This is a genomic window from Streptomyces sp. NPDC033174 (assembly GCF_055577795.1).
On sequence record NZ_JBVIPQ010000001.1, the window covers coordinates 893,580 to 905,934 of the forward strand.

Here is a 12,355-nt window from a genome sequence, read left to right on the forward strand (position 1 = left end):
CGGGAGCGTCCGGGCAGACGGAAGGGCCCCGGTACCGGTCGGTCGGTTCCGGGGCCCTTCCGGGTCTACAGTCGCACACGCGTCCGCGTGACGCCCGCCCGCTCGCTCGCTACGCCTTCGGCAGCCGCTCCAGCTGCGCCTCGATACGGGCGATGTCCTCGTCCGCCTTGGCCAGCCGCGTACGGATCTTGTCGACCACGTTGTCCGGCGCCTTCGCCAGGAACGCCTCGTTGCCGAGCTTCCCCTGCGCCTGCGCCTTCTCCTTCTCGGCGGCCGCCAGGTCCTTGGCGAGCCGCTTGCGCTCGGCGACGACATCGATCGTGCCGGACAGGTCGAGCGCCACCTCGGCGCCGGCGACCGGCAGCGAGGCGGTGGCGGCGAAGCCCTCGCCCTCCGGCTGGAGGCGCAGCAGCTGGCGGATGGCGGGCTCGTGCGGGGCGAGCGGCGTACCGGTCAGGGTGAGCCGGGCCGGGACCTTCTGGCCGGGCTGGAGCCCCTGGTCGGACCGGAACCGCCGGACCTCGGTGACGACCCGCTGGACGAGCTCGATCTCACGCTCGGCGGCGTCGTCGCGGAAGCCACTGTCCTCGGGCCAGTCGGCGATGACGAGGGACTCGCCGCCGGTGAGGGTGGTCCAGAGCGTCTCGGTGACGAACGGGACGACCGGGTGCAGCAGACGCAGGGCGACGTCGAGGACCTCGCCCAGGACGCGCCCGGAGACCCGGGCCTGCTCGCCGCCTTCGAAGAAGGTCGTCTTGGACAGCTCGACGTACCAGTCGAAGACCTCGTCCCACGCGAAGTGGTAGAGGGCGTCGGACAGCTTCGAGAACTGGTAGTCCTCGTAGTACGCGTCGACCTCGGCGACCGTCTTGTTGAGACGGGAGAGGATCCACCGGTCGGTGGCGGACATCTGCGACGGCTCGGGCAGCGGGCCCTCGACCGTCGCGCCGTTCATCAGCGCGAAGCGGGTCGCGTTCCAGATCTTGTTGGCGAAGTTCCGGGACGCCTGGACCCAGTCCTCGCCGATCGGGACGTCGACGCCCGGGTTGGCGCCGCGGGCCAGCGTGAAGCGGACGGCGTCGGAGCCGTAGGTGTCCATCCAGTCCAGCGGGTTGACCGCGTTGCCGAAGGACTTCGACATCTTCTTGCCGAACTGGTCACGGACCATGCCGTGCAGGGCGATGGTGTGGAACGGCGGGGTGCCGTCCATCGCGTACAGGCCGAACATCATCATCCGGGCGACCCAGAAGAAGAGGATGTCGTAGCCGGTGACCAGGACGGAGTTCGGATAGAACTTCGCCAGGCTCTCGGTCTGCTCGGGCCAGCCGAGGGTGGAGAAGGGCCACAGGCCGGAGGAGAACCAGGTGTCGAGGACATCGGTGTCCTGGTGCCAGCCCTCGCCGGTGGGCGGCTGCTCGTCGGGGCCGACGCAGACGATCTCGCCGTTCGGGCCGTACCAGACCGGAATGCGGTGGCCCCACCAGAGCTGGCGGGAGATGCACCAGTCGTGGAGGTTGTCGACCCAGTCGAAGTACCGCTTCTCCATCTCCTGGGGGTGGATCTTGACCTTGCCGTCGCGGACCGCGTCACCGGCGGCCTTGGCGAGCGGACCGACCTTGACCCACCACTGCATCGACAGACGCGGCTCGATGGTGGTCTTGCAGCGCGAGCAGTGGCCGACGGAGTGGACGTACGGACGCTTCTCGGCGACGATCCGGCCGTCGGCGCGGAGCGCGGCGACGATGGCGGAGCGGGCCTCCAGCCGGTCCAGGCCCTGGAAGGGGCCGTGGGCCGTGATGACGGCGTGCTCGTCCATGACGGCGATGTTCGGCAGGTTGTGACGCTGACCGATCTCGAAGTCGTTCGGGTCGTGCGCGGGAGTCACCTTGACCGCACCGGTGCCGAATTCGGGATCGACGTGCTCGTCGGCGACGACCGGGATACGGCGGCCGGTGAGCGGCAGCTCGATCTCGGTACCGACCAGGTGCTTGTAGCGGTCGTCGTCCGGGTGGACGGCGACAGCCGTGTCTCCGAGCATGGTCTCGGCGCGGGTCGTGGCGACGACGATGGCGTTGTCGCCCTCGCCGTACCGGATCGAGACCAGCTCGCCGTCGTCGTCCTGGTACTCGACCTCGATGTCCGAGATGGCCGTCAGACAGCGCGGGCACCAGTTGATGATGCGCTCGGCGCGGTAGATCAGCTCGTCGTCGTACAGCTTCTTGAAGATGGTCTGGACGGCCTGGGACAGGCCCTCGTCCATGGTGAACCGCTCGCGGGACCAGTCGACACCGTCGCCCAGGCGCCGCATCTGGCCGGAGATCTGGCCGCCCGACTCGCCCTTCCACTGCCAGACACGCTCGACGAACGCCTCGCGCCCCAGATCGTGGCGGGACTTGCCCTCCTTGGCGAGCTCGCGCTCCACGACGTTCTGCGTGGCGATGCCCGCGTGGTCCATGCCCGGCTGCCACAGCGTCTCGTACCCCTGCATCCGCTTGCGGCGGGTCAGGGCGTCGATCAGCGTGTGCTCGAAGGCGTGGCCCAGGTGCAGCGAGCCCGTGACGTTCGGCGGCGGAATGACGATCGTGTACGGCGGCTTCTCGCTCTTCGCGTCCGCTTCGAAGTAACCACGCTCTACCCAGCGCTCGTACAGCTTCCCCTCTACCTCGGCCGGCGCGTACTGGGTCGGCAGTTCGGGAGTGGCTGCTGTCTGCTGCTGAGTGTTCTCGGTCACGGGCTCAGTTTAGGGGTGTCACAGGGCCGTACTGAAACGGGAATGTTCCGTAACGGTGTGACCCCCACCGCCCCCAGCCATGACGGGCTGCGACAGGATGTTCGGAAAGCATAAGTATCTGGAGGGGAACGCCTCAATGAGCTACAACCAGCCGGGCCCGTACGGCGGTCAGCCCCAGCAGCCCGGACCGTACGGTCAGCCGGGCCCTTACGGCCAGCAGCCGCAGGCGCCCCAGCCCGGCTACGGATACCCGCAGCAGGCTCCCCAGGGTGTGCCGCCGCAGCAGCCGTACGGGTACCCGCAGCAGCAGCCCCAGCAGCCCGGTCCGTACGGGCAGCCCCCGCAGCCGCCGTACGGCCAGCAGCCCCCTTACGGCGCCCCCGGCGGATACCCGCCGCCGGCTCCTCCGGCCGGGGGGAAGAAGACCGGTCTGATCGTCGGCATCGCCGTCGTGGCGGTCGCCGTGGTGGCCGCGGGCGCGTACTTCATGGTCGGCGGCGGCAGCGGCTCGGTCGCGGACGACGGCAAGAAGTACCAGCTCACGACGCCGGAGACGGTGGCGACGGAGTACAAGAAGGAGTCCTCCAAGTCCGAGGACGCCGACGCCGAGGACACCAAGGACGCGGCCAAGTGGGGCGTGAAGAACCCCAAGAACGTCACCGGCTCCTACAAGTCGGGGACCGGCCAGACGGCGAAGAACCTGCAGCTCAGCGGTGTCTACGGAGAGATCGAGGACCCGGAGAAGGTCGTCGACGCCATGTTCGCCGAGATGCAGAAGAAGTCCGACGAGGGCAAGGACGAGAAGGTCAAGCTCGTCGGGAGCCCCCAGGAGTTCGAGCCCGCCGGGTTCGAGAGCGGCGTCATGAAGTGCCAGGAGGCCGAGTACTCGGTGCCCGGCGGCGGCAGCGGTCTGACGCCCAAGAGCTTCAAGATGCCGCTGTGCATCTGGGGTGACCACAGCACGCTCGCGTACGTCATCCAGTCCGACCCGGCGGCCATCATGGCCGGCACGTCCACGCCGCTGTCGGACGCGGCCGCGCTGACCGCGAAGGTCCGCAACGACGCCCGGGTCGAGATCAAGTAGTCATCCGACGTCGCACAACACGCGAAGGAGCCCGGCCAGTTGGAAGTACTGGCCGGGCTCCTTCTTTGTGCTGTGATCAGGCCGACTTCTCGTGGCGGCCGTCGTTCTTCACGATGCGAGGCACCAGCGTCGGGTTCACGTTGTTGTGGACGACGTCCGCCGTGATGACGACCCGGGCCACGTCCTTGCGGGACGGGACCTCGTACATCACCGACATCAGGACCTCTTCCATGATGGCCCGCAGACCACGCGCGCCGGTGCCGCGGAGGATCGCCTGGTCGGCGATGGCCTCCAGGGCCGGGCGGTCGAAGTCCAGCTCCACGCCGTCGAGTTCGAAGAGGCGCTGGTACTGCTTCACCAGGGCGTTGCGGGGCTCCACCAGGATCTGGAGGAGGGCCTCGCGGTCCAGGTTGTGGACGGAGGTGAGGACGGGGAGACGGCCGATGAACTCGGGGATCATCCCGAACTTCACCAGGTCCTCCGGCATGACCTCCTGGAACTGGTCGCTCGCCTCGATCTCCCGCTTGGAGCGGATCGTCGCGCCGAAGCCGATGCCCTTCGCGCCGGCCCGCGACTCGATGATCTTCTCCAGGCCGGCGAAGGCGCCGCCGACGATGAACAGCACGTTCGTCGTGTCGATCTGGATGAATTCCTGGTGGGGGTGCTTGCGCCCGCCCTGGGGCGGGACGGAGGCGGTGGTGCCCTCCAGGATCTTCAGCAGGGCCTGCTGCACGCCCTCGCCGCTCACATCACGGGTGATCGACGGGTTTTCGCTCTTACGGGCGACCTTGTCGATCTCGTCGATGTAGATGATCCCGGTCTCGGCCTTCTTGACGTCGTAGTCGGCCGCCTGGATCAGCTTGAGCAGGATGTTCTCGACGTCCTCGCCGACGTAGCCCGCCTCCGTGAGCGCCGTCGCGTCGGCGATGGCGAACGGGACGTTGAGCATCCGGGCGAGCGTCTGGGCCAGCAGCGTCTTGCCGGAGCCGGTGGGGCCCAGCAGGAGGATGTTGGACTTCGCCAGTTCGATGGCGTCGTCCCGGCCCTGCGCGCCGCCGTTCTCGCCGGCCTGGACGCGCTTGTAGTGGTTGTACACCGCGACCGAGAGGGCCTTCTTCGCGGGCTCCTGCCCGACGACGTACCCCTCAAGGAACTCGTAGATCTCGCGCGGCTTGGGAAGTTCCTCCCACCGCACCTCGGAGGTCTCGGCGAGCTCCTCCTCGATGATCTCGTTGCAGAGGTCGATGCACTCATCGCAGATGTACACACCGGGGCCTGCGATGAGCTTCTTCACCTGCTTCTGGCTCTTTCCGCAGAACGAGCACTTGAGCAGGTCGCCGCCATCACCGATGCGTGCCACGAGGTGCTTCCCCTTCGCCTGGGAGCAGCTTGGTTCAGCCAGCTCCTGGTGCCATATCCGACGGTACCTTGCCGAGCCCCCCGTTCGGGCCCCCCTTGGCGCGGTTCACTTTGACGTGTGCACCGCGCCAAGGGCGCCGGCCGTGTGCCCGTGCCCGGGTCAGGCCGCTGAGGCCACGTTCTTGCGGGTGGAGACGATCTGGTCGACCAGGCCGTACGCCAGGGCGTCCTCGGCCGTCAGGATCTTGTCGCGCTCGATGTCGTCGCGGATCTTCTCGATCGGCGTCGAGGAGTGCTTGGCCAGCATCTCCTCCAGCTGCGTACGCATCCGGAGGATCTCGTTGGCCGCGATCTCCAGGTCGGAGAGCTGCTCCCGGCCGGTGCCGCCCGAGGGCTGGTGGATCAGCACGCGGGCGTTGGGCAGGGCCATCCGCTTGCCGGGCGTACCGGCGGCGAGGAGCACGGCCGCGGCGGAGGCCGCCTGGCCCATGCAGACCGTCTGGATGTCCGGCTTCACGAACTGCATGGTGTCGTAGATGGCCGTCAGCGCGGTGAAGGAACCACCGGGGCTGTTGATGTAGATCGAGATGTCGCGGTCCGGGTCCATCGACTCCAGGCACAGCAGCTGCGCCATGACGTCGTTGGCGGAGGCGTCGTCGATCTGCACGCCGAGGAAGATCACGCGCTCCTCGAAGAGCTTCGCGTACGGGTCGTACTCGCGCACGCCCTGCGAGGTGCGCTCGACGAAGCGCGGGACGACGTACCGGTTGTCCACCTGGGGGCCGGTGTAGAGGCCGCTCGCGGAGGCTCCGGGGAGGCCGGGGAAGTTGCTCATGTGGGTGTTCACCATCCTGGTGGCGTTCGGCGGGCTGGGGTTCGGTGCTGGGGGTCTCCGGGGAGCCTCAGGCGCCGGTGCCGCCGCCGCCCGGAACGTTCGAAGCGGCAGAGATGATCTCGTCGATGAGGCCGTATTCCTTGGCCTCCTCCGCGGTGAACCAGCGGTCGCGGTCGCCGTCGCGGATGATCGCCTCGACGGTCTGGCCGGAGTGGTGCGCGGTGATCTCGGCCATGCGCCTCTTCGTACGGAGGAGGTACTCGGCCTGGATCTTGATGTCCGATGCGGTGCCGCCGATACCCGCGGAGCCCTGGTGCATCAGGATGTCGGTGTTCGGCAGCGCGAAGCGCTTGCCGTTGGAGCCACCGGTGAGCAGGAACTGGCCCATCGAGGCCGCCATGCCCATACCGATGGTCACGACGTCGTTGGGGATGTACTGCATGGTGTCGTAGATGGCCATGCCGGCCGTCACCGATCCACCGGGGCTGTTGATGTAGAGGTAGATGTCCTTGTCCGGGTCGGCTGCCAGGAGGAGCATCTGCGCCGTGATCTTGTTGGCGATCTCGTCGTCGACCTGCTGGCCGAGGAAGATGATGCGCTCGCCGAGCAGCCGGTTGTAGACATGGTCGCCGAGGCCACCACCGATGGACGGCTCACCCGCGGCGTAAGGCATCAGATTCGTCACGTATCCACCTGCTCGTCTCTGACGGCTCCGGCCGTCTCAGCGTCTCTCGTACTGGGGGCGGGTACGACCCTGCCCTCGTATTCATGGACCCTAACGCGCTGGTCGGCGGGCGCCATCCCGCTTCCCGAACTGTTCGCTGGGAGCGCAAGGTAGTTGGGACGCCCAGGGGGCCCTGGAGGGGCCGTACGGGGCCCTGCGGCCTCCGGGGCGGCCGGGGGGTCCGACGGGGCCGCACAGGGGGTCTGGAGTACGGCCACGGGCCCGGGCGCACAGCGGTGCGTCCGGGCCCGTGGGGCAGATCGGTGCGAGGCTCAGGCCTCGGACTTCTCCTCGGCCGCGGCGTCACCCTCGACGGCGGCCTCGGCCGCGTCGGCGGCGGCCTCGGTCTCCTCGTCGTCGTCGAGCTCGACCGGCTCACCGTTGGTGTCGACGACCTTGGCGGCCTCGACGACGACCGCGAGGGCCTTGCCGCGGGCGACCTCGCCGACGAGCATCGGCACCTGGCCACCCTCGACGACGGCCTGGGCGAACTGGTCCGGGCTCATGCCGGAGGAGGCGGCGCGGCGCATGAGGTGCTCGGTGAGCTCCTCCTGGCTGACGTTCAGCTTCTCCTTGTTGACGAGCTCGTCGAGGATGAACTGCGTCTTGATGCCCTTGACCGCCTGCTCCTTGGTCTCGGCGTCGAACTCTTCCTCGGTCTTGCCCTGGATCTCCAGGTACTTGGCGAGGTCGAGGCCCATCTGGCCGAGCTGGTGGTGCTCAAGGTTGTGCTTGCGGGTGTTGACTTCGTCCTCGAGGAGCTTCTCGGGGATCGGCACCTCGGCCAGCTTCAGCAGCTCGTCGAGGACGCGCTCCTGGGCCTGGGTGGCCTGGTCGAACTGCTTCATGTTCTCGAGGCGCTTGCGGCTGTCGGCCTTCAGCTCGTCGAGGGTGTCGAACTCGGACGCCATCTGCGCGAAGTCGTCGTCGAGCTCGGGGAGCTCACGGGCGGCGACGGCGGTGACCTTGACGGCGACCTCGGCGTCCTTGCCCTCGGCGGAGCCGCCCTTCAGCTGCGAGGTGAAGGTGGCCTCGCCGCCGGCCTCCAGGCCGGTGACGGCCTCGTCGATGCCCTCGAGGAGCTCGCCGGAACCGATGGTGTACTGCACGCCCTCGGCGACACCGTCGGGGAGGACCTCGCCGTCGACCTTGGCCTCCAGGTCGAGGGTGACGACGTCACCCTCGGCGGCGGCGCGCTCGACCGGGTTGGTGGAGGCGAAGCGCTCGCGGAGCTGCTCCACGGACTTCTCGACGTCCTCGTCGGTGACCTCGACCGCGTCCACGGTGACCTCGATGCCGGAGTAGTCCGGGATCTCGATGGCCGGGCGGATGTCGACCTCGGCGGTGAAGGCCAGCGTCTCGCCGTCCTTCAGCTCGGTGATGTCGACCTCGGGCTGACCGAGCGGGTTGAGCTCGGCCTCGTTGACCGCCTCGGTGTAGAACTTCGGGAGCGCGTCGTTGACGGCCTCCTCCAGCACCGCACCACGGCCGAACCGCTGGTCGATCACACGAGCCGGGATCTTGCCCTTACGGAAGCCCTTGACCGTGACCTGCTGGTTGATCTTCTTGTACGCCGCGTCGAGGCTGTCCTTGAGCTCCTCGAAGGGCACCTCGACAGTGAGCCGAACCCGAGTCGGGTTCAGGGTCTCCACGGCGCTCTTCACGGTTCGGTCTCCTTGGTGGCTGATTCTTGGATTCTGCTGGGCCCCGCATGGTGGCGGTCCAGCCGATCGGCCCCGGTCAGAGAGACACACGGGCACGCAGCTTGCATAGTAGCCGCAAGCGGGATGAGGCCCACAATGTGATCTTGGTTGCGCTCATGATCATGGTGGTCGGGGTGGCGGGATTTGAACCCACGGCCTTCCGCTCCCAAAGCGGACGCGCTACCAAGCTGCGCCACACCCCGTCGGTGCGACACGTAGGGTACATGCCCGCAGACTGTGCGACGCCCTCCCGGAAAGGGTGTGCGTCCACCGCCTGGGACCCGCTACGATGCTGTCCGTGCCGCGGCCCTTGTGACCTGCGGCGCGATGCTTGCGGGCGTAGCTCAATGGTAGAGCCCTAGTCTTCCAAACTAGCTACGCGGGTTCGATTCCCGTCGCCCGCTCTTCACACCTCCGGCCCGGTGGACTCAGTCCACCGGGCCGGAGGTCTTTTCACGTCCGAAACAGCGCCGGTACAGCGCCGGAACGAGGCGGCCGCGCGCGCCCGGCTCCCGTCGGAGCCGGGCGTCAGAACTTAATCGAGTTGATGGTCTGCGCTATCGAGTTGAGGAAGCGCTGGATGTCGTCGGCCATGCCCGTGGAGGCCAGGAAGAACCCGAAGAGAGCCGCGACGACGGCGGGGCCGGCTTTGAGGGAGCCTCCGCGGATCAGCACCACGAGGACGATCGCCAAAAGAAGCACCACAGACAGTGAAAGGACCACAACTGATCACACCCTCGGTCGGTCCGCCTTGCCGGCCCGGGAGCGCACGCCACAGCACACCCCCGCTGCCCCCATCGTGCCACCAACCTCCCTGTGAGCGCTGCCGGGTGACGAATCATCGGCGTATGGATCACGCCACACGGCGGGGCCTGCGCCGGGGCCCGACGGGTGCGCGGCGGTCCGCCGGTGCGGCGGCGGCGGAAATCGTCACGGGAATTCGGCTTGATCGTTTCCCTCCGGGCACATGTCCGTCACAGGAAATTCGCAGGAATGAGGCGGCCTCATTCCGCTGCTCGAACGCGGCCCGGACAAGGGGCGCCCGCGTGAAGCGTTATGCACCCTTTAAGGGAGATTAATCGGGGCATAGGGGGCGTTTGGTGGCGGTGTCAGATGCGAATGGACAGCGCCGGAACGGCGTTTTACGAAATCCTTCGGGCCCCACTAGGGTGCCGGGATGTTGTACGCCCCCCACGGAATTCAGACAACCCCGCTCACGATTCACCCCGCGCGGAACTCCCGGGACGCCTACTTCGACAACGCCAAGTACCTGGCGATCGTGCTGGTCGCGGTGGCGCACGCCTGGGAGCCGGTGATGGACGGCAGCCGGGCCGCCCGGGCGCTGTACATGCTCGTCTACACCTTCCACATGCCCGCGTTCATCGTCATCTCCGGCTACTTCTCGCGGAGTTTCAGCGGGCGGCCCGAGCAGATCAGACGGCTGGTGACCGGGCTCGTCGTGCCGTATGTCGTCTTCGAGGTGGCGTACTCGCTGTTCCGGCGCTGGGCCGGGGACACCCCCGGCCAGCCGCTCAGCCTCACCGATCCCTTCTATCTGACGTGGTTCCTGGCGGCGCTCTTCGTCTGGCGGCTGTCCACCCCGCTGTGGCTGTCGGTGCGCCGGCCGCTGCCGATCGCGCTGGCCATCGCCGCACTGGGCTCCCTGACACCCGGGATCGGGGACGACTTCGATCTGCGCCGCGTCCTGCAGTTCCTGCCGTTCTTCGTGCTGGGCCTGTGCCTGCGGCCCGAGCACTTCCAGCTGCTGCGGCGGCGTGCGGCCCGGATGCTGGCCGTGCCGGTCGTCGCCGTCGCGGCGGTCGTCGCGTACGCCGTGGCGCCCCGGCTCCAGCTGGGCTGGTTCTACCGCGCCAGCAGCGCCGAGGAGCTGGGCGCGCCCTGGTGGAGCGGGCCGGTGATGACGCTGGGGCTCTTCGGCTGCGCGCTGCTGCTCACGGCGGCGTTCCTGACGTGGGTGCCCGGGCGCACCACCTGGTTCACGGTGCTGGGCGCGGGGACCATCTGCGGGTACCTGCTGCACGGGTTCCTGGTGAAGGGCGTGGAGTACGCGCACCTCACCGGGGCCCACCCGTGGCTCGCCTCGCCGGCCGGGCTGGTCGTCGTGACGGTGGCGGCGGCCGCGACGGTCACCCTGCTCTGTACGCCTCCGGTGCGCCGCGCGCTGCGGTGCGTGACGGAGCCCCGGATGGAGTGGGCCTTCCGGCAAGACGTCAGCCGGACGTGAGGCCGAGCAGCTCCCGGACCCGGGCGTACTTGGCCGTCAGCTTGTCCCTGGTCGCCTCGTCGAGCAGGGCGAGGCGCCCCGGGTCGGAGTTGTGCGCGAGGTCGGCCTCCTTGATGAGCAGCGCGCCCGGGGTGGCGAGGATGCGGCGGGTGTAGGACTCCAGGTCCTCACCCTCGTGCTTGGAGACGGCGAGGATCATGTCCTTGACCTCGCGCGGCAGCTGGGCGTCGGCCAGCCATTCGGGCGACAGCTTGTCGTCCTCGATCGTGTCGTGCAGCCAGGCCGCCGCGATCTGGTCGTCGCTGCCGCCACGGGCCCGTACGCCGTCGGCGACCGCCTGGACGTGCTCGGTGTAGGGACGACCGGACTTGTCCTTCTGGTCGGCGTGGGCCGCGCGGGCGATGGCCTCGACCTGGGCGAGCGTGAGGTTCGGCATGGAGGTCAGCGTAGGCCGCGCGGGGCGCCCGCGCCGGTGGAGACGCCCCGGCCCGGGCGGAAGGGGCCGGTGCGCCCTATGCCTCGCGTGAGATCAGCAGCAGGGCCCGGTCGTCGTTGACGTCCTTGGCGCAGGCCTCGATCAGGTGCCACGCGGCGCCCTCGAAGCCGGCGGTGACATAGCGGTCCGCCTCGCCGGTCAGGCGGTCGATGCCCTCGGCGATGTCACGGTCGGCCGACTCGACCAGTCCGTCGGTGAAGAGCATCAGTACGTCGCCGGGGCGCAGGGAGCCCTTCACCGGGTGGAAGTCCGCGCCGTCGTAGACGCCGAGGAGGGGCCCCTCCCCCGCCTTCTCCTCCCAGCGGCCGCTGCCGGCGTGCAGTTGGAGGGCCGGGAGGTGGCCGGCGGAGAGGAGTTCGTAGTCCCCGGAGTCGAGGTCGAGGACGAGATGGATGGAGGTGGCGAACCCCTCGTCCCAGTCCTGGCGCAGCAGGTAGCCGTTGGCGGCGGAGAGGAAGCCGTGCGGGGGCAGTGAGCCCAGCAGACCGCCGAAGGCGCCGGAGAGCAGCAGGGCTCGGGAGCCCGCGTCCATGCCCTTGCCGGAGACGTCGGTGAGGACGACCTCCAGCGTCCGGCCGCCGTTGGTCCGGGCGGCGACGACGAAGTCGCCCGAGAAGGACTGGCCTCCGGCCGGCCGCAGCGCCATCTCCCGGTGCCAGCCCTTCGGTAGGCGCGGGAGGGCGCTCTGGACCCTGATCCGCTCGCGGAGGTCGAAGAGCATGGTGCCGCCACGTCTCCAGGGCACGCCGACCCTGGCCCGGAACTGCGCGATCAGCAGTCCGAACAGCCCGCACGCGGCGACCACGAGGACCGTGCCGGGTGTCACTCTCCCGGGTCCCTGGGTGTAGGGACCGAGCGCTATGGACTCCACGATCAGCGCGCCCGCCGCCGCCGCGTACAGACCGAGCAGGCTGGCGGGCCGCAGCAGCAGCCCGCCCGCGACGATCGGCAGGACGAGAGCGGTGGGCGAGCACCAGACCGGCATCGCGATCGTGCCGCAGGTGATCGCGGGGACGGTGAGCAGCAGGCCGGCCAGGGCGATCCAGTCCGAGCCGTCGCCGCGGAAGTAGTCGACTCCGGATTTGCGCAGGGTGATGCGGGCCCGGTGCGTCGTTCTGCGCAACCGGGCCGTGTACGAGTCCACTCCCGCGCTACCGGCCATTGGCCTGGACCCTATC

General features: G+C 68.8%; 10 protein-coding genes and 2 tRNA genes. 3 read left to right on the forward strand and 9 right to left on the reverse strand.

From position 1 onward, the window contains the following. Nucleotides 1-109: 109 nt before the first annotated feature. Entirely contained in the window at nucleotides 110-2,731 is a 2,622-nt protein-coding gene (locus ACZ5VC_RS04130; protein ID WP_469118532.1) for a valine--tRNA ligase, read from the reverse strand. A gap of 136 nt (nucleotides 2,732-2,867) precedes the next feature. Between ACZ5VC_RS04130 and ACZ5VC_RS04135 the strand changes: the two genes are divergently transcribed. Further along, nucleotides 2,868-3,815 (forward strand): hypothetical protein, encoded by a 948-nt coding sequence (locus ACZ5VC_RS04135; protein ID WP_469118533.1) that lies wholly within the window; start codon nucleotides 2,868-2,870, stop codon nucleotides 3,813-3,815. A gap of 76 nt (nucleotides 3,816-3,891) precedes the next feature. On the opposite strand, the gene clpX is transcribed toward ACZ5VC_RS04135, so the two are convergent. The 5 genes from clpX to ACZ5VC_RS04160 all read right to left on the reverse strand — a co-directional run bounded on the left by clpX (nucleotide 3,892) and on the right by ACZ5VC_RS04160 (nucleotide 8,639). Continuing rightward, a complete protein-coding gene (gene clpX / locus ACZ5VC_RS04140; protein WP_147978018.1) occupies nucleotides 3,892-5,175 on the reverse strand; it encodes an ATP-dependent Clp protease ATP-binding subunit ClpX in 1,284 nt (427 codons plus the stop codon). A gap of 159 nt (nucleotides 5,176-5,334) precedes the next feature. Further along, complete coding sequence (locus tag ACZ5VC_RS04145) at nucleotides 5,335-6,024, reverse strand: ATP-dependent Clp protease proteolytic subunit (protein ID WP_469118534.1); 690 nt, start codon at nucleotides 6,022-6,024, stop codon at nucleotides 5,335-5,337. Between the two features lie 52 nt (nucleotides 6,025-6,076). Continuing rightward, a complete protein-coding gene (locus ACZ5VC_RS04150; protein ID WP_469118535.1) occupies nucleotides 6,077-6,694 on the reverse strand; it encodes an ATP-dependent Clp protease proteolytic subunit in 618 nt (205 codons plus the stop codon). 311 nt (nucleotides 6,695-7,005) lie between these two features. Further along, complete coding sequence (gene tig, locus ACZ5VC_RS04155) at nucleotides 7,006-8,397, reverse strand: trigger factor (protein ID WP_469118536.1); 1,392 nt, start codon at nucleotides 8,395-8,397, stop codon at nucleotides 7,006-7,008. Between the two features lie 165 nt (nucleotides 8,398-8,562). Next, nucleotides 8,563-8,639 (reverse strand) — tRNA-Pro (locus ACZ5VC_RS04160). A gap of 130 nt (nucleotides 8,640-8,769) precedes the next feature. Between ACZ5VC_RS04160 and ACZ5VC_RS04165 the strand changes: the two genes are divergently transcribed. Beyond that, a tRNA-Gly gene (locus ACZ5VC_RS04165) sits at nucleotides 8,770-8,840 on the forward strand. Between the two features lie 124 nt (nucleotides 8,841-8,964). On the opposite strand, the gene ACZ5VC_RS04170 is transcribed toward ACZ5VC_RS04165, so the two are convergent. Beyond that, a complete protein-coding gene (locus tag ACZ5VC_RS04170) occupies nucleotides 8,965-9,159 on the reverse strand; it encodes a hypothetical protein (RefSeq protein WP_028797525.1) in 195 nt (64 codons plus the stop codon). Between the two features lie 454 nt (nucleotides 9,160-9,613). On the opposite strand from ACZ5VC_RS04170, the gene ACZ5VC_RS04175 reads away from it, so the two are divergent. Beyond that, complete coding sequence (locus ACZ5VC_RS04175) at nucleotides 9,614-10,681, forward strand: acyltransferase family protein (protein WP_469118537.1); 1,068 nt, start codon at nucleotides 9,614-9,616, stop codon at nucleotides 10,679-10,681. Here the strand turns inward: ACZ5VC_RS04175 and ACZ5VC_RS04180 are convergent. Together ACZ5VC_RS04180 and ACZ5VC_RS04185 are read right to left on the reverse strand one after the other, a co-directional pair. Then, complete coding sequence (locus tag ACZ5VC_RS04180; RefSeq protein ID WP_469118538.1) at nucleotides 10,668-11,117, reverse strand: HD domain-containing protein; 450 nt, start codon at nucleotides 11,115-11,117, stop codon at nucleotides 10,668-10,670. The two genes, ACZ5VC_RS04175 and ACZ5VC_RS04180, sit on opposite strands and share 14 nt — an antisense overlap. Nucleotides 11,118-11,193: 76 nt before the next feature. Beyond that, nucleotides 11,194-12,339, reverse strand: coding sequence for a PP2C family protein-serine/threonine phosphatase (locus ACZ5VC_RS04185; RefSeq protein ID WP_469118539.1), 1,146 nt, complete (start codon nucleotides 12,337-12,339; stop codon nucleotides 11,194-11,196). Between the last annotated feature and the right edge of the window lie 16 nt (nucleotides 12,340-12,355).